This is a genomic window from Microbacterium sp. 2RAF4 (genome assembly GCF_052115285.1).
Taxonomy (GTDB): domain Bacteria; phylum Actinomycetota; class Actinomycetes; order Actinomycetales; family Microbacteriaceae; genus Microbacterium; species Microbacterium oxydans.
Genome location: NZ_JBFRGI010000001.1, coordinates 652,736 through 667,788, shown reverse-complemented (window position 1 = coordinate 667,788; position 15,053 = coordinate 652,736). Strand labels below are relative to the sequence as shown.

Here is a 15,053-nt window from a genome sequence, read left to right as displayed (position 1 = left end):
ACCTCGAGGAAGGTCGCCCGGGTGTCCCGAGCATCGTTCATTCTCCGTCGCGCCGGTCGCGGTCTGCTCACGATCTGGTTCGCCGTGACCGTGACGTTCCTGCTGCTGCGTCTGCTTCCCGGCGACCCGGCGCTGGCGCTGGCGAGTCCGAACATGACGGACGACATCCGGGCGACCATCCTCGAGCAGTATGGCCTGGATCAGCCCCTGATCGTGCAGTACGGGCTCTACATGTGGCAGCTGCTACAGGGGAACCTCGGCATCTCTTTCACGCAGTCGATCCCGGTCACGGACGTCCTGCTGCAGCGGCTGCCGTGGACGCTCCTGCTGACCATCACGGCGCTGGTGCTCACGATCCTCATCGGAGTACCGCTCGGTGTGGCCGCTGCCTCCCACAAGGGGCGGTTCGTCGATCGGGCGGTGCAGGTGCTCGGAGTCACCGGGCAGTCGCTGTTCGTGCCGAGCGTCGCGATCCTGCTGCTGTTCGTGTTCGGTCTGAATCTGGGGTGGTTCCCGATCGGTGGGGCCTACACCAACAACACCTACGGCTTCGAGTGGTATCTGAGCGTCGCGCAGCACCTCGTCCTGCCCGCGGTGTCGCTCATGCTGATCCAGGTGGGCTCCTACGTCCTGACGATGCGATCGACGTTGATCGAGACGCTGGGCGAGGACTACATCCTCCTCGCCAAGGCGAACGGCATCCGCGGCAGCCGCATCCTCTGGAAGCATGCGTTGCGCAACGCCCTGCTCCCGACCACCACCCTGATCGGACTGCAGCTCGGCTTCCTGGTCGGCGGCGCCGTGCTCACGGAGACGGTGTTCGCCTACCCCGGCATCGGCCGTGGCATCTACGAAGCAGTCACCCAGCTCGACTTCCCCGTCCTGCAGGGCGCGTTCCTCATGCTCGCCGTCACGGTGGTCGTGGCGAACACGATCACCGACATCATCTACGGCTACCTGGACCCGAGAGTGAAGACCTCATGACCGCTCCTATGCCCTCCGCAGAGGCACTGACCCCGAGCGAGCCGACCGCTGCAGGCAGCGAGCGGGCGAGCGCCCACACGTGGCGTGCGTTCCGCCGTGACCCGCTCGGCATGATCTCCCTCGGACTGCTGATCCTGCTCGTGATCGTGGCTCTCGCCGCGCCGCTGATCGCTCCGTATCCGGCCAGCTACGGACCCGACGTGCTGCGTCCGCCGAGCGGTGACCACTGGTTCGGCACCGATGCTCTCGGGCGGGACGTGTTCTCCGAGGTGATCTGGGGCACGCAGCAGAGTGTGCTGGTGGCCGTGGCGGCCTCGCTGATCGCGATCGTCTTCGGCACGATCATCGCGGTCCTCGGAGCCTACTTCCGCAAGCTCGACAGCTTCATCAGCGTGATCGTCGACATGACGCTCTCCCTCCCCGTGCTGCCGCTCATGATCCTGATCGCCGCGCTGGTGGGGCCTAGCACGTCGACCATCATCTTCGTGGTCGCCGCGTTCTCCTGGCCGGAGGTCACCCGCCTTGTGCGTTCTCAGGCGCTCACGGTGGTCGGTCTGCCCTACGTCGACGCGTCGAGGCTGATGACCACGTCTCCGGTGTGGATCATCACCAAGCACGTGCTGCCCGCCGTGACCCCGGTGGTCGTCGTCTCGGTGGTGGTGACGGCCTCACGGGCTGTGCTCTCGGCCGCGGGACTGGCCTTCCTCGGTCTCGGCGACCCGACGACCTGGTCCTGGGGGCGCATCCTCTACGAGGCGCAGCAGGCCGGAGCGATGGTCAGTGCCTGGTGGCTGACGCTCTTCCCCTCGATCGCGATCCTCATCCTGGTGCTCTCCGCGACGTTGCTCTCGATCGCCTACAACGACGCGCGGAACCCGCGCCACCTCGCCCGATAGGAGTCCGTGATGACCGAGTTCGACCAGCGTCTCCCGCCTGAGTTCTTCGACCGGGTACAGACCAGGGTGCGCGAGTGGATGGCCGAAGAGGGGTTCGATGCCTTCCTCACCGATCACCCCGAGGACATCGCGTACCTCACCGGTTTCTTCCACCACCCGTCCGAGCGTCCGGTGGCGATCTGGCTCGAGGCGGGAGGCCGCGCGGTCATGCTGCTGCCCGAGCTGGAACGCGAGTACGCCGAATCGCAGTCTTCGCGCGCGGATCTGGTCGCGTTCTTCGAGTATCCCGGTGTCGTCGCTCCCTTCGAGGTGCTCGCCCGTGCGGTCTCGCCTCGCGGCCGGGTCGGGTTCGCAGCCTCGATGCCATACGCCCGCCTGTCTGCGGCGAGGGAGGCTATGCCCGATGCCGATCTCGTCGCCTCGGGGCTGCTCACCCGCGCCCGCTACGTGAAGTTCCCCGAGGAGGTGGAGCTGCACCGTGAAGCGGCCCGGGTCACCGACCGGATGCTCGACGCCGGCGTGCAGCTGGCGCAGGCGGCGGTCGCGGCCGGGGGAGAACTTCCGACCGAGGCCGAGCTCGAGCGACATGTCACCGCGACCGGGACCGGCATCATGTACGCCGAGCACCGCAACGTCGTCGTCGCCTCATTGCTGGCCGGGGGGCTGGTCTATTCAGGGCCGAACTCCGCCTTCCCGCACGGGCTCCCCTCGGTGAACCGTCTCAAGGCCGGTGACACTTTCATGCTCTCTCTGGGGTGCGCGGTCGGCGGTCGGTTCATCGAGGGGGAGCGCACCTTCGTGCTGGGCGAGCCCACCGCGCAGCAGCGGCGGTACCACGACACGATCCACGCGGCACAGCTGCTCGGTCGCGAGACCATCCGCGCGGGGCTCGAGTGCCGTGAGGCCAACCGCCTGTGCCTCGATGTGATCCGCGACGCCGGACTCGGAGAGTACATCCGGCACCGGCAGGGGCACGGCATCGGTCTGGGCATGCACGAGGCGCCATGGCTGGAAGACGGAGACGCCACGCAGCTCGAGGCGGGAATGGTCGTCTCGAACGAACCCGGTATCTATGTGCCGGGGCACGCGGGCTACCGGATCAGCGACAGCATGCTCGTGACCGCCACCGGCGCCGAACCCCTGACCACCTTCCCGCGCAGCCTCGACGAGTGCACGATCGCGCTCTGACCCACGGAATCCGAGAGAAGCAGAGAACATGACATCCACGCCGCCGGTATCCCCGGAGTTCGCCGCAGCCACCAGTGACCACGAATGGGTCGAGATCAACGGGAACCACCTGGCTGTCGAGGTCCTCGGTCCCGAGGGCGCTCCAGTCATCATCACCCATCACGGAGCCCCCGGCCTCGGATCCCGCGCCGAACCGCGAGCCAGTTTCGGTCGTCTCGCCGACGAGTACCGCGTCGTGGTGTTCGATGCGCGCGGCAGCGGAGCGAGCGAGGGCCTCGGTACCTACAGTCACGAGCAGTGGGCGGCGGACATCGACGGTCTGCGGGAGTGGATCGGCGTGGAGAAGATCGTGATCGCCGGCGGCTCGTACGGCGGTTTCATGGCCATGGAGTACGCCCTGCGATACCCGGAGCGCGTGCAGGCTATCGTGCTGCGTGACACCTCTCCGGACAACTCCAACGCCCACTTGGCGCGTGAGAACGCCCTCGCCTCGGACCGTGTCACGATCGACATGGAGAAGTTCGACCGCATCGACGTGGGACAGGTATACGACGACGAGGACCTGAAGGACTGCTGGCGCGAGATCCTGCCCTTGTACGACTTCGTGTACGACCCGGAAGCGACCGAGCGCAAGGTACAGGCGACGCCGTACCGCTATCGCGCGCACAACTACGCCTTCTCGGTGAATCTTCCGAACTACGACCTCAAACCGCGTCTGCCCGAGATCGGTGTGCCGACACTCATCACCGTGGGCCGGACGGACTGGATCACGCCAGTATCGTGTAGCCAGACGATCGCCGATCTCATCCCGGACTCCGAGATGGTGGTGTTCGAGAAGTCGGGGCACTCCCCGCAGATCGAGGAGGCAGAGGCGTGGACGAAGACCGTGCGCACGTTCCTGCGCCGGGTGTACCCGCCGACCCGATGAGCCGCGTCGATCTCACGAGGGAAGTGAGCGACCTCGACCGACGGATCGTCGTCGCGTTACAGCAGGACGGCCGGGCGAGTTGGACGTCGATCGCCGAATTCGCCGGAGCCTCCGTCTCCACGGTCACCCGACGCGGACAGCAGCTGCTCGCTGAGGGGCTGGTGCGGGTCGGGATCGTTCCGACGCTGGGCAGCGAAGGCCATGTCGAGACCTTCTTCGTCCGGATCAACTGCACGCCCGGGTCACAGCTGAGCGTCGCGCAGGCTCTGATCGGTTCGCCCTACGTCCGATTCGTGACGCTGGTCACCGGCAAGTTCGACGTGTTCGCCGAGGTCGTCATCCCGGGGGATTCCGCCACGTACGCGCACGTCCTCACGGATCTGCAGGCGATATCGGGTGTCGAGCGTTGGCGCAGCGACCTGGTCGTGCACACCTACAAGGTGAGTTTCGACTGGGGGAGGCAGCTCTACGACGCGCACGCCGAAGCCGCGAGCGACCCGCAGTCGTACATGCCCGCGCCGAACACCTGCGATCCCACACACTTCGATGACGCGGACCGCGCGATCGTCGAGGAACTTCGACACAACGGTCGTGCCTCCTTCCAGTCGATCGGCGACAAACTGGACATGAACGAGAGCAGCGTCCGTCGTCGCTATGAACGCATGCGCAACGGCGGGTGCTTGACCACCGTGACCATGGTTCCGGCGTCCGCACTCGGCATGAGCGCGGAGACACTTCTCATCCTTCGGGTGGAGCCCTCTCGGATCGCTTCGGTGGCACGCACTCTCGCCCAGCACGTGTCGGTGCGCTTCCTGGCCGCGGCGCTCGAGGAGAACTCGCTCTACTGCGAGATCATCCTGCCGAGCACCGAGACGCTCCACGACTTCCTCACCGGGACCATCGCGCACCTCAAAGGAGTCAGAGGATGGAACGCGGCCATGGAACTGGTGTTCATGAAGCGAGGATTCATCGAGACTCCCTGGTGGCGCGCGCAGGTCGCTTCGGCCGAGGCCGCCGAGAACGCCTCCTGATTCCGCGGCGGCATCCTTCGCGTGCAGTGTCAAGGGGCTTTGCGCGAGCCGATCCGTGGCGCACTCTTTGAAGAAGAGAGAGTCCTGGAGGGCCCGCACATGTCTGAACTTCCGGATCCACGTTTCATACTGAATCGCATCACGGCGTCGGAGTGGGTGATCAACGACCTCCGTTACTCGCCGAACGATCCGCGCCACGTGGTGGCGTGCGTGTACGAACTGGCTGAGACCGAGGTCGAGGTCACGTGGCTTCGCGACCTTCCACTCGCGTCCCGATACGGCACGGCCTTCGAAGTGCTGGAGGACGTCGAGAGGATGCGTGGGTCGAGCAGGGCCACGCGCCCGATCTCGATCTCGCACGTGCCGCCGCTGCTCGCGACCTAGAAGGCGGTACGGCGACAGCAGAAGCGCACCCCTCCGTACACGGAGAGGTGCGCTTCTTCATGCCACGCGGCGGCAGGACGAGTTCAGCGCGTCGTCGATCGGCTCACCGCAGCTGGAGATCCGTGATGCAGGTGCGGTCGTCGGGAGAGGTCGTCGACAGTGGCACGGAGCCGATCCGTCCCTGGCTCGCGACGGTCAGCGTCGTCTCGAGGCCGCGGGGCACCCATACGCCGACGAAGCCGTTGTCCTGGGTTCGTCGGGTCTCGTCGACGACCAGGCTCCCGTCGTCGGTCGTCAGGGTGACTCGGACCTCCGTGTCGGCGAGCTCGCCCACGCACGTCGTGAGACTGTGGAAGTGGCACTCGTGGGTCTGATCGCGGAACGGCGCGATCGAGACGTAGACGGCGTCGTCGGGCAGGGGAAGTCTGCCCTCCCTGCCCCTGGCGTCTCGAACCACGAGCGTGTCGGGCTGTACCGAGGCGATGAGGTCATCGGGGCGGTCCACGATGGCTGTCGCCTCGAGCCGTGCGATCACCTCGCGGACGTCGAGACCCGCCAGATCGTGGACGGCGAGCAGCTCTTGTGCCGATGCCTCCGGGCCGGCGTCCGTCGATGGCGTGGAGGTCGATTGCGAGGGTGAGGTCTGCGAGGGCGTTGTCTGCAAGCCGGCCGAGCATCCGGTCAGCGCGATACCGGTCACAGCGAGTGCGGCGAGCGCGACGGACAGCCGACGCCGCCGGAGCGGGTGGATGACGACGGGCGTGGTGGGGTGGTTCATGGCGTGGTTCCTTCGTGCGGAGGAGGGCCGGTGCCGCACTGCGCGGCGCCGACACCGGCCCGGGGGTGGGTCAGAGAGAGGAGAGGAGGTCCTTCATCTCCTGGATCTCCTCCGTCTGCGCGTCGATGATCGTCTGGGCGAGCTCGACCGCTTCCGGGTCGCTTCCTTCGTCGACCTGGGTCTGCGCCATCTCGACGGCTCCCTCATGGTGCGCGATCATCTGCTCGAGGAACAGTCGGGAGGCCTCGGCGCCGTCGGCCGCGCGGAGGGCCGTGAGGTCGTCGTCGCTCATCATCCCGTCCCCGTGATCCATCGCACCCGCGTCGCGATCGTCGGAGCCGACGCCCCACTCGTCGAGCCAGCCTTCGAGCTGTTGGATCTCCGGTCCCTGAGCGGTCTTGATCCGCTGGGCGAGAGCGGTGACGGCCGGGTCGACCCCGGGTGTCGCGAGCACGATGTCGCTCATCTCGATGGCCTGCTGGTGGTGGACGATCATCATCGAGGTGAACATGATGTCCGCCTCGTCGACACCGGCGGGTGCCGACGACGAGCCGTGGTCCATCCCCGGCATCGAGCCGTCAGTGCCGTCGATCGCGCAGCCGGACAGCAGCAGGACCGTGGACAGGGCGAGTGCGGTCGTGGCCGCAGCACGAATCTTCTTCATGGTGTTCTCCAATACGCATAGTCGTCGCGCGCACGCCGATGACGGCGCGCAAGGTGAGTGGTGTGGAGCCGGGCGCCAGGGGTGCGGGCTCGACGGCCGCTCAGGTGCGACTGATGCAGAGAACGTGAAGCGAGGGGGTGCGGGGGAGCAGACGTGAGGTGAGAGCCGCGGTCGGAGAGGACCGGAAGACGGTGGTCGCCCAGGCGCGGAGCACAGCGGGAGCGATGACCAGCACGAGTGCGAGCAGCAGAGCGAGCACGCACATCATCGCCATGCCGGCGTGGTCGTCACTGCCGCAACCCGCACAGGACATGTCGCCGGCGTTCGTCGAGTTCCCGGATGGGTGAGCCTGCGCCGCGCCGTGCCGAGCGGCCACATGGTGAGCGGGCGTCGTGGCGGTGTCGCTCACCGACATCGCGACTGCTGCCGGTGCATCGGCGGCTGGCGTGCCGTGCAGATTCAGGGTGTGCATCCCGAGGAGCCCGAGGATGATCGCGGCTACGAGGAGCACGGCGGACAGCACGCCGCGGAAGACGCTCGATGAGCCTCTTCCTGACCACGTCGCCGCCACCGGTGCCATGAGGCAAGTCTAGGCGGAGCGGTGGGCGACGACGGGGTCCAGGCTGGACGCCTCTGAATGCTCAGTCGTCGTGGGCGTCGTCGTCGTCCGCTCCTGCGGCGACACGGTCGGCCTCGGCGCTGTCGACGAGTGCATCGTCGACGTCGGGATCGAGCACACGCTCGCCGTCGACGTCCCGTGTCGGTACACCGACGGCGGCGTCGTCATCGGGGCGGATCGGAGGCACGGGAGGAATGATGGGGTTCGACATGGTCGCGTCCTTTCGTGGAGATGCCTTCACGGTAGGGCGCGCGTCGACGACGCTGAATCGGGTTGACGGTCGGGAAGGCGCGCGCTAGGCGCCTCAGCGCTCTGCGTCGATCGAGCGGTCGGGCCGGGGGTGGTAGACCGACTGGCACTCGACAGCGGCCGCAGCGAAGTCGCCGTCGCCGTTGATGACCTGTCCGCGACGCAGCACGATCCGAGCGGCGCGCCCTCGGCCCTTGAGAACGGCGCCACGCCGATCGGGGTCGGCGTCCCGGTAGCTGCTTCCACCGCCGAGCTCGACGCTGATCGCGCTGACATCGCCGAGGATCTGGGAGCCGTCTTCCAGAACGGACGCGCCGGAGAGGTCGATCCTTCCGCGAAGACGGACCAGGCTTCTGACGGCGATCGTCGAGTCGGGGCGATCGGCGAGCACCGTCACCGCATGCGGGCGAACTCGTTGTCGTCGCCGATGTCGATACGTCCGCCGCCGCCGGCTGCGATCCTGGTGCCCTCGAAGAAGTGGTTGCGGTCACCGATGCGAAGCGACTCCGGGTCGGCGTCCAACCGGACGTTCGGGAAGAAGACGTTCCCCGAACCCATTCGTGCGTGAGTGGACACCAGCGTGGAGCACGGGTCGAGGAAGACGTTCCCGACGTCCGCGATGAGCTCGCTCACCGTCAGATAGCCGCGATCCGCACGCACCCGGTCGGCATAGGCGAGAGGTGTCTCCGTCATCGGGCCTCCTGTCGCGTCAATCCCGTCGCACCGTCCCGCGAGACGAAGAAAGCCCCCGGAGAACCGGGGGCTTTTTCTGTGGACCTGAGGGGACTCGAACCCCTGACCCCCTGCATGCCATGCAGGTGCGCTACCAGCTGCGCCACAGGCCCAGACGCTGTTCCGAACCAGCCGGAGCAACTTGAAAAGAGTACTACACGAATCGACGCGAGCACCAATCGGCGTGGGCATCCCGGGCGCGTCACGGCGGATGAGGACGCGGTTGAGAAGGCGCGGAGGAACAAGCACGCGGCGTCGCGTGTTGGATCCGGCGTGAGCATCCTCGACAGTCTCGTGATCGGCGCAGGACAGGCCGGTCTCTCGGCGTCGTTCCACCTGTCCAGGCTCGCTATCCCGCATGTGGTCCTCGATGCGGACGAGCGCCCGGGTGGCGCGTGGCAGCATCGGTGGGATGCGTTGACGATGCGGGATGTGCACGGCGTCGCGGAGCTGCCGGGAGACACACCTCCCGCCCGTGACGGAGCGCGCGCCAACGAGGCGGTGCCGGCGTACTTCGCGTCGTACGAGCAGAAGCACGCACTTCCCGTGCTGCGCCCCGTCCACGTGGATCGGGTGGAGGACCGCGACGGTCTCCTGGTCGTGCGAGCCGCGGAGGGGGAGTGGGCGACCCGCACGATCGTGAATGCGACCGGTACCTGGTCCCATCCGTTCCTCCCGCATTTCCCCGGCATGGAGACGTTCGTCGGAGAGCAGCTGCACACCGTCGACTATCCGGGACCGGAGCATTTCATCGGCAAGCGGGTGCTGGTCGTGGGCGGTGGCGCCTCAGCCGTGCAGTTCCTCGGCGCGCTGGCCCCGATCACCGAGACGCTGTGGGTCACCCGCCGTGAGCCGGTCTGGCGCGATGACGACTTCACTCCGGAGGCGGGAGCCGCAGCGGTCGCGCTCGTCGAACAGCGCGTCGCCGCAGGGCTTCCTCCGCAGAGCGTGGTCAGTGTCACGGGACTCATGCTCCGCCCGCAGGAGCGGGAAGCGGAGCGTCTGGGTGCCTACGCGGACCGGCGTCCGCTGTTCGAGCGCATCGAACCCGACGGTGTGCGCTGGTCCGACGGCAGGTTCGAGCGGGTCGACGTGATCCTGTGGGCGACCGGCTTCCGGCCCGCGATCGGTCATCTGGCGCCGTTGCATCTGCGCAGCGCTGCCGGAGGCATCCAGCTCGACCGGAACGGACGCGGAACGACCGCCGTCCGTGATCCTCGCGTGCAGCTGGTCGGCTACGGGCCGTCTGCGAGCACGATCGGCGCGAATCGGGCCGGTCGCTCCGCTGCGAAGGGCGTGCAGCGCGCGCTGAAGTCCGCAGAAGCGCGCGTCACCAGCGGTTGAGCACCTCTTCAGCGAACCCCTCGATGCCGTCCACGCGCACCCGTGCTCCGGTGTCGTCGAGCACCCAGCCCGACCAGACGCCGAACAGCTGGTCCGTGGAGCTGGCGATCACCACGGCATTGGTGCGGGAGCGCTTGTCGTAGAACGGCGTGAAGGTGAGATCGGCGCTCGCTCCGTGCACGTGCCACGGGCGCATGAAGTGTCCAGGGTCGTAGTCCCACACGAGTTCTTCGCTGATCTTCGACAGCCGACCCTCGACGGATACCGCGTTCTCGGTCGCCCCGGAACCGTCGGTCCACTTCGCGCCGAGTTGCAGTCCGATCACGCGTCCGTCGACGACACCGCTCGCGGCCGCCCAGTTCCACTGCACCCGGTACGGCCAGCGTCCGCGACCGTGGTCGAGCACCGCCCAGCTCCCGGCGGGAACATCGTGTGCGACGCCATCCACCGTCACCGTGCCACTGGCCGGACGGGCGACGTCTTTCACCGTGTACTGGAACCGGGGGATGGCGTCACCCTGCCGCCACGGTACGACGACCCCCAGCGCCTCATGCCCGGCAGGACGGCCGGCGAGCAGGTCGAATGAGACGCGGGGAGCACTCCCGCGCAGGCGGGTGCCGTCGAAGCTCTCGTCGACGTCGATCGTGATCCGACGGGTGCGCGCCCTCGCAGGCCCAGCGCCGATCGAAGCAGGCAGCGTCGCACTGCGGCTCCCGGGCGAGATCACCGTGGTGCCGATGTCGCGCCCGGTCGCTCGATCGAGAACCCACACCTCGTGGAGCGACATGTAGTCGACGCACGACACCGTGAACGCGATGATGTGGGATGGCGTCATCACGTTCCAGTACTCCCACCGCTTGTTGCGGCCCCACTGACCGCGCCCGGGGATGCCGGAGGTGTCGTGGACCGGGGTGCGTGACCAGCCCAGCGCGTCCCGGTTCAATTCCCCGTCCGGGGTGGTGAGAGACACAGGCGCGGTGATCTCGCGCTCGATCAGCGGTGTGGGCATCGTCGTCCTGCTGTCCGGAGGACACCTCGGGGCGGTGTCGTTGCCCCGAGTGTAGAGGACCGTGTCCCGCACGAGGAACACCGTCCGGGTCGGGGAGGGAACCGGACTCTGGATACGCTGAGAGCATGCTCCGCATCGTGTTCCTCGTCGTCTGGCTGCTGCTCTCCGCCTGGCTCGTCGTGTGGGTCGGCGAGGGACTGTTCGGAGTCGATCAACGACACTCGATCCTTCCCTTCGCCGGAGAGGACACCCTGGGCGCCCCGATCCTCATCGGCGTCGCCTGGGGGCTGTTGTTGACCTTCGGAGGCATGCTGTCCGGCCTCGGGCGCCGCAAGACGGTGCGCGGAGAGACGCAGATCGGCGTCGGCACGATCGTCGAGGTCAGCCGGACCGGTCTGACCGTCAACGACGTGCCCCAGTACGACCTGTTCATCCGCGTGACCCCGAACAGCGGGGAGGAGTTCGTCGCCCAGATGCGGATGCTGGTCGACGCCTCAGACATGTCCGCCCTGCAGGTCGGGCTCCCCGTCCCGGTGCGATACAGCCTCACCGACCAGGACACCGTGGTGCTCGCAGACCTCACCGATCCCGCGGTGCGTGACGCCATGCTCCAGTGGAGGATCGAACGCGGTCTGATCGATCCGTCGCAGGTGCGCGCACGCACCAGCGGCACCGCGGTGACGGCCTCCGTGCTCGAGGTCCGTCCGACGGGGCGACGTCGTGAAGGGCAGAGCGAGCTCGCGCTCCGTGTGCTGATGGCGCCGGAAGGTGCGGCGACCTGGGAGGCGGACACCACCGTGTTCGTGTATCCGCAGGCCATCCCGCATCTGCAGGTCGGTGCTCCGGTCTGGGCGTACTACCGGCGGGAGGACCCGCACACCGTCGCGGTGACGATCGAGAAGGAGGCGGGACGATGAACCCGATGGACACCCTCATCTGGCTCGTGAACTTCCCGGCGTCGCATGGATACGCGATGGTGTTCATCGCCGGCTTCTCCATCCTGGGCCTGTTCGCGCTCTCCGCCAGGGGAACCGTACCGGGTGGCGAGCTGCGGGCGATCCGCCAGAGGGAAGGGCTGCTGCGCCCCGATCAGCGCCCGCGCGGACGGACCGGGGCTGCGATCATACGCATCGGCGCGCGGATCCTGGCTTTCCTCATGCTCGGCTGTCTGGTGATCGGCATCCTCAGCCTCACCGGCGTTCCGGTGACCCGCGCGTACATCTATGACAACGGACGTCCGACGGCGGCGACCCTCGACGGCGACTGGGTGACGTTCACGACGGCCGAGGGCGTCGAGTACACGCTGGAGAGCAATTTCTTCACTCCGGCCGTGTACCCGGACCGCGACGCCTACATCCCCGGCGGCGAGCTGATCGTGGTGCGCTACCTCCCCGGCCATCCGCAGGCTTTCGTGATCGACAGCGACCAGACCCCGCGCTGAGGTCGGAGAGGGCGCGTAGGGTGAAGGCATGTCGCGAATCATCGTCTTCGGCGGCCACGGCCGCATCGCCCTGCTGCTCGCGCCGCTCCTCGCCGCACGGGGAGACGAGGTCACGGGGGTGATCCGGAACCCTGAGCATTCCTCCGAGGTCGAAGCCGGTGGGGCGAGAGCCCTGGTCGCCGACGTCGAGAGCATGGACGTCGACGCGCTCGCCGAGATCATCCGCGGGCACGATGCCGTCGTCTGGTCGGCCGGCGCCGGCGGCGGGTCGCCCGAGCGCACCTATGCCGTCGACCGTGACGCTGCGCAGCGTTCGATGGACGCGGCGGAGCGCGCAGACGTCCGGCGGTACGTGATGGTGTCGTGGCTCGGCTCCACCGCCGACCACGGTGTCCCGCGGGACGACTCGTTCTTCCCCTACGCAGATGCGAAGTGGGCTGCGGACGAGCATCTGCGCGGCACCGATCTCGAAGGGACCATCCTCGCTCCGGGGACTCTCACCTTCGACGACCCGACCGGACGCATCCAGATCGATCCCGCGGGGCGGGGGGCCGTGTCCCGCGCCGACGTCGCAGCTGTGATCGCGGCCTCCCTGCAGGAACCGTGCACGGTAGGCCGGACGATCCGCTTCGGCAACGGCGACGTCGGCTCGGCAGTCCCCATCGCCGATGCGCTGTCCTGCTGACGCCTCCTCATCACCGCGACGAGTATGACGTCTCGGGTCCGCAGGTACGTGGTGGGTGCCCTGGCGCTCGCCGCGATGGCGGGGCTGTGCGCATCGACGCCAGCCACAGCCACGTCCACAGCCACGTCCACGGCCACGTCCACAGCTACGGCGATGCACGTCGCCGCAGCGACGGCTTCCTCTGGCGTCTTCTCCGAGAGGTTCGTCGAACGCGCTGAAGAGCGGGTGAGGGTGATGCCGGTGGCGGAGCAAGCATCGACGGTGGTCATGGGACACGTTGCGGGAACCGATCCGGCGGCACTGGGTGCCTACATGGCATCGGGACTGGGGGGATTCATCCTCATGGGCGCCAACATCCCCGCGACGGAAGCCGAGCTCCAGGCTCTCACGGCCGCCCTCACCATCGACCCCGCTCTTCCGCCGCTCATCGCCGTGGATCAGGAGGGCGGCCTCGTCTCCCGTCTACACGGCGACGGCTTCCCCGCTTCGACCTCGCTGAAGGGGCTCCCGGTCGTGGAGACATCGGCGGCGTTCTCCGCACGAGGGGCCCTGGTGGCGCGCGCGGGGATCACGGTGAACTTCGGCACGGTGGCGGACTACACGTCCGATCCCGGCTCGTTCATCCACGGCCGGGCACTCGGAACCGACCCCGGGTCCGCCGCCGAGCGCGTCGCGGCGGCGACCACCGCACAGGAGCAGTTCGTCGCCTCGACTCTGAAGCACTTTCCTGGCCACGGTGCTGCGCCCGGCGACTCGCACCGGGCGATCCCGAGCTCGACGATGGATCGGGAGGAATGGCGTGCCACGGAAGCCGTGCCTTTCGAGGCCGGCATCGACGCCGGGGCCTCGCTGCTGATGTACGGTCACCTGGCCTATACGGACATCGACCCGCTTCCCGCGTCGCTCTCACCGGTCTGGCACGACATCGCCAGAGAGGAGCTCGGCTTCACGGGAGTGGCGGTGACAGATGACCTGGGGATGCTGCTGTCGTCGGGAGACCCCGCCTATGCCGATCCGGTCGCGAACGGTGTGGCGGCGATCGCCGCAGGGAACGACCTGGTGCTGATGATCGCAGGTTCCGACGCGCAGACGGCCGGAGCGATGGCGGCAGGCATCGCGGCGGCGGTCGATGCGGGCACGCTTCCGGCCGAGAGGCTCGAAGAAGCCGCGACACGGGTGGTCGCGCTGCGTATGCAGATGGCTGCCGCGACGGCCCGATGGGCGATCTGCGACGACTGCGAGCCCGTCGGCTGACGCTCAGGCCGCTTCGCGGCCTCCCTTGCCGAGCCACGCATCCAGCAGGGCCGACCGGAGTGCCGCGCCACGATCTGCGAACCCTCGCTGCCGGCGGACGTACTCCGCCTTGCCCTCCGGAGTCTCGATGGGCACGGGCACGATGCCCCAGGGCGAGAGGTCGTAGGGCGCGGCCTCCATGTCGAGGAGGCGGATGTCCCGAGCGAGCTCGAACGAATCGAGGAGCAGTTCACCCGGGATGAGAGGGCCCAGCTTGGTGGCCCACTTGTACAGATCCATGCCCGCGTGCAGGCAGCCCGGCTGCTCGAACAGAGGCTGCTCCTCCCTGCTCAACGAGGCGCGGTTGCGGGGCACGGCCTCGGGAGTGAAGAAGCGGAAGGCGTCGAAGTGGGTGCAGCGAAGGTCGTGGTTCTCGACCACCGCGTCGGTTCCGTCCCTCCCGAGGCGCAACGGGACGGAGTGACGGGTCTCGTCCGCGCGGTACACCATGGCCCACTCGTGCAGTCCGAAGCACCCGAACTGTCCGGGGCGCGATGCCGTGCGACGGAGCATCCTCTCGATGAGGGATGCCAGTTCCGCCTTCTCCCTGCCGAAAGCCGCCGCATCGGGAACGGCGTTGTCCACACTGCTGCCTGTCGTGTACCACCGCCACTCGAGTCGCTCGACGGCCTCCGCGAGCTCGACACCGGCACCGGGGTGCCAGCGACGCAGCTGAGCCGGTTTGTACGAGTAGTAGGTGAAGAGGAAATCCCACACCGGGTGCTTCTCGGCCCTGGTCGCCCTGTCACGGTGCGCGGCGGTGAGCTCGTCGGCACGTTCACGGTGCTTCTCCTCGCGAAGGAGCCACTCCTGGCGGGCGATGGGCAT

Annotated in this window: 19 protein-coding genes and 1 tRNA gene; 11 read left to right on the top strand and 9 right to left on the bottom strand. The window is 67.9% G+C overall.

Annotated features, from left to right (window positions below; all coding sequences use genetic code 11):
* The first annotated feature begins 21 nt into the window (after positions 1-21).
* The 6 genes from AB4070_RS03290 (at position 22) to AB4070_RS03265 (ending at position 5,411) form a co-directional block, all read left to right on the top strand.
* The gene (locus AB4070_RS03290) at positions 22-984 is read left to right on the top strand and encodes an ABC transporter permease (protein ID WP_046749232.1); all 963 of its coding nucleotides are present in this window, start codon (positions 22-24) and stop codon (positions 982-984) included.
* A complete protein-coding gene (locus AB4070_RS03285) occupies positions 981-1,880 on the top strand; it encodes an ABC transporter permease (RefSeq protein WP_174799766.1) in 900 nt (299 codons plus the stop codon). Before AB4070_RS03290 ends, AB4070_RS03285 begins: the two co-directional genes overlap by 4 nt.
* A gap of 9 nt (positions 1,881-1,889) precedes the next feature.
* The gene (locus AB4070_RS03280; protein WP_441978874.1) at positions 1,890-3,068 is read left to right on the top strand and encodes a M24 family metallopeptidase; all 1,179 of its coding nucleotides are present in this window, start codon (positions 1,890-1,892) and stop codon (positions 3,066-3,068) included.
* A gap of 28 nt (positions 3,069-3,096) precedes the next feature.
* The gene (locus AB4070_RS03275; RefSeq protein WP_441978873.1) at positions 3,097-3,996 is read left to right on the top strand and encodes an alpha/beta fold hydrolase; all 900 of its coding nucleotides are present in this window, start codon (positions 3,097-3,099) and stop codon (positions 3,994-3,996) included.
* Positions 3,993-5,027: an Lrp/AsnC family transcriptional regulator gene (locus AB4070_RS03270; RefSeq protein ID WP_441978872.1), complete on the top strand. Its 1,035-nt coding sequence runs from the start codon at positions 3,993-3,995 to the stop codon at positions 5,025-5,027. The genes AB4070_RS03275 and AB4070_RS03270 overlap by 4 nt, the downstream gene beginning before the upstream one ends.
* A 99-nt stretch (positions 5,028-5,126) precedes the next feature.
* Positions 5,127-5,411: a hypothetical protein gene (locus tag AB4070_RS03265; protein ID WP_046749229.1), complete on the top strand. Its 285-nt coding sequence runs from the start codon at positions 5,127-5,129 to the stop codon at positions 5,409-5,411.
* Positions 5,412-5,514: 103 nt separating this feature from the next.
* On the opposite strand, the gene AB4070_RS03260 is transcribed toward AB4070_RS03265, so the two are convergent.
* The 7 genes from AB4070_RS03260 to AB4070_RS03230 form a co-directional block, all read right to left on the bottom strand.
* The gene (locus AB4070_RS03260) at positions 5,515-6,189 is read right to left on the bottom strand and encodes a CueP family metal-binding protein (protein ID WP_441978871.1); all 675 of its coding nucleotides are present in this window, start codon (positions 6,187-6,189) and stop codon (positions 5,515-5,517) included.
* A gap of 70 nt (positions 6,190-6,259) precedes the next feature.
* Positions 6,260-6,853 carry a DUF305 domain-containing protein gene (locus AB4070_RS03255; RefSeq protein ID WP_441978870.1) on the bottom strand — a complete coding sequence of 198 codons (594 nt, stop codon included), beginning with the start codon at positions 6,851-6,853 and terminating at the stop codon, positions 6,260-6,262.
* A 100-nt stretch (positions 6,854-6,953) separates the two neighbouring features.
* Positions 6,954-7,433, bottom strand: coding sequence for a DUF6153 family protein (locus tag AB4070_RS03250; RefSeq protein ID WP_441978869.1), 480 nt, complete (start codon positions 7,431-7,433; stop codon positions 6,954-6,956).
* Between the two features lie 61 nt (positions 7,434-7,494).
* Positions 7,495-7,683 (bottom strand): hypothetical protein, encoded by a 189-nt coding sequence (locus AB4070_RS03245; RefSeq protein ID WP_282845978.1) that lies wholly within the window; start codon positions 7,681-7,683, stop codon positions 7,495-7,497.
* A gap of 93 nt (positions 7,684-7,776) precedes the next feature.
* Positions 7,777-8,118 (bottom strand): hypothetical protein, encoded by a 342-nt coding sequence (locus tag AB4070_RS03240; protein ID WP_441978868.1) that lies wholly within the window; start codon positions 8,116-8,118, stop codon positions 7,777-7,779.
* Positions 8,115-8,414 (bottom strand): hypothetical protein, encoded by a 300-nt coding sequence (locus AB4070_RS03235; protein ID WP_441978867.1) that lies wholly within the window; start codon positions 8,412-8,414, stop codon positions 8,115-8,117. The genes AB4070_RS03240 and AB4070_RS03235 overlap by 4 nt, the downstream gene beginning before the upstream one ends.
* A 79-nt stretch (positions 8,415-8,493) precedes the next feature.
* Positions 8,494-8,566: transfer RNA gene (locus AB4070_RS03230), tRNA-Ala, on the bottom strand.
* A gap of 160 nt (positions 8,567-8,726) precedes the next feature.
* On the opposite strand from AB4070_RS03230, the gene AB4070_RS03225 reads away from it, so the two are divergent.
* The gene (locus AB4070_RS03225; protein ID WP_441978866.1) at positions 8,727-9,797 is read left to right on the top strand and encodes an NAD(P)-binding domain-containing protein; all 1,071 of its coding nucleotides are present in this window, start codon (positions 8,727-8,729) and stop codon (positions 9,795-9,797) included.
* Here the strand turns inward: AB4070_RS03225 and AB4070_RS03220 are convergent.
* A complete protein-coding gene (locus AB4070_RS03220) occupies positions 9,784-10,806 on the bottom strand; it encodes a DUF2804 domain-containing protein (RefSeq protein ID WP_441978865.1) in 1,023 nt (340 codons plus the stop codon). The two genes, AB4070_RS03225 and AB4070_RS03220, sit on opposite strands and share 14 nt — an antisense overlap.
* Before the next feature lie 125 nt (positions 10,807-10,931).
* Between AB4070_RS03220 and AB4070_RS03215 the strand changes: the two genes are divergently transcribed.
* The 4 genes from AB4070_RS03215 to AB4070_RS03200 are packed head-to-tail and all read left to right on the top strand — an operon-like array spanning position 10,932 to position 14,186.
* Positions 10,932-11,723 (top strand): hypothetical protein, encoded by a 792-nt coding sequence (locus AB4070_RS03215; RefSeq protein ID WP_441978864.1) that lies wholly within the window; start codon positions 10,932-10,934, stop codon positions 11,721-11,723.
* Entirely contained in the window at positions 11,720-12,247 is a 528-nt protein-coding gene (locus tag AB4070_RS03210) for a hypothetical protein (protein ID WP_441978863.1), read from the top strand. Before AB4070_RS03215 ends, AB4070_RS03210 begins: the two co-directional genes overlap by 4 nt.
* A gap of 28 nt (positions 12,248-12,275) precedes the next feature.
* Positions 12,276-12,932 carry an SDR family oxidoreductase gene (locus AB4070_RS03205; RefSeq protein ID WP_441978862.1) on the top strand — a complete coding sequence of 219 codons (657 nt, stop codon included), beginning with the start codon at positions 12,276-12,278 and terminating at the stop codon, positions 12,930-12,932.
* A 24-nt stretch (positions 12,933-12,956) separates the two neighbouring features.
* Complete coding sequence (locus AB4070_RS03200; protein WP_441978861.1) at positions 12,957-14,186, top strand: glycoside hydrolase family 3 N-terminal domain-containing protein; 1,230 nt, start codon at positions 12,957-12,959, stop codon at positions 14,184-14,186.
* A gap of 3 nt (positions 14,187-14,189) precedes the next feature.
* Here AB4070_RS03200 and AB4070_RS03195 read toward each other — a convergent pair whose 3' ends face one another.
* Entirely contained in the window at positions 14,190-15,053 is an 864-nt protein-coding gene (locus AB4070_RS03195) for a 3-methyladenine DNA glycosylase (protein ID WP_441978860.1), read from the bottom strand.

Excerpts from the sequence above, each read along its gene's own strand:
- AB4070_RS03285 (WP_174799766.1), top strand. The coding sequence starts at position 981 with ATGACCGCTCCTATGCCCTCCGCAGAGGCACTGACCCCGAGCGAGCCG.
- AB4070_RS03280 (WP_441978874.1), top strand. The coding sequence starts at position 1,890 with ATGACCGAGTTCGACCAGCGTCTCCCGCCTGAGTTCTTCGACCGGGTA.
- AB4070_RS03275 (WP_441978873.1), top strand. The coding sequence starts at position 3,097 with ATGACATCCACGCCGCCGGTATCCCCGGAGTTCGCCGCAGCCACCAGT.
- AB4070_RS03270 (WP_441978872.1), top strand. The coding sequence starts at position 3,993 with ATGAGCCGCGTCGATCTCACGAGGGAAGTGAGCGACCTCGACCGACGG.
- AB4070_RS03265 (WP_046749229.1), top strand. The coding sequence starts at position 5,127 with ATGTCTGAACTTCCGGATCCACGTTTCATACTGAATCGCATCACGGCG.
- AB4070_RS03260 (WP_441978871.1), bottom strand. The coding sequence starts at position 6,189 with ATGAACCACCCCACCACGCCCGTCGTCATCCACCCGCTCCGGCGGCGT.
- AB4070_RS03255 (WP_441978870.1), bottom strand. The coding sequence starts at position 6,853 with ATGAAGAAGATTCGTGCTGCGGCCACGACCGCACTCGCCCTGTCCACG.
- AB4070_RS03250 (WP_441978869.1), bottom strand. The coding sequence starts at position 7,433 with ATGGCACCGGTGGCGGCGACGTGGTCAGGAAGAGGCTCATCGAGCGTC.
- AB4070_RS03245 (WP_282845978.1), bottom strand. The coding sequence starts at position 7,683 with ATGTCGAACCCCATCATTCCTCCCGTGCCTCCGATCCGCCCCGATGAC.
- AB4070_RS03235 (WP_441978867.1), bottom strand. The coding sequence starts at position 8,414 with ATGACGGAGACACCTCTCGCCTATGCCGACCGGGTGCGTGCGGATCGC.
- AB4070_RS03220 (WP_441978865.1), bottom strand. The coding sequence starts at position 10,806 with ATGCCCACACCGCTGATCGAGCGCGAGATCACCGCGCCTGTGTCTCTC.
- AB4070_RS03215 (WP_441978864.1), top strand. The coding sequence starts at position 10,932 with ATGCTCCGCATCGTGTTCCTCGTCGTCTGGCTGCTGCTCTCCGCCTGG.
- AB4070_RS03210 (WP_441978863.1), top strand. The coding sequence starts at position 11,720 with ATGAACCCGATGGACACCCTCATCTGGCTCGTGAACTTCCCGGCGTCG.
- AB4070_RS03205 (WP_441978862.1), top strand. The coding sequence starts at position 12,276 with ATGTCGCGAATCATCGTCTTCGGCGGCCACGGCCGCATCGCCCTGCTG.
- AB4070_RS03200 (WP_441978861.1), top strand. The coding sequence starts at position 12,957 with ATGACGTCTCGGGTCCGCAGGTACGTGGTGGGTGCCCTGGCGCTCGCC.
- AB4070_RS03195 (WP_441978860.1), bottom strand. The coding sequence starts at position 15,053 with ATGCCCATCGCCCGCCAGGAGTGGCTCCTTCGCGAGGAGAAGCACCGT.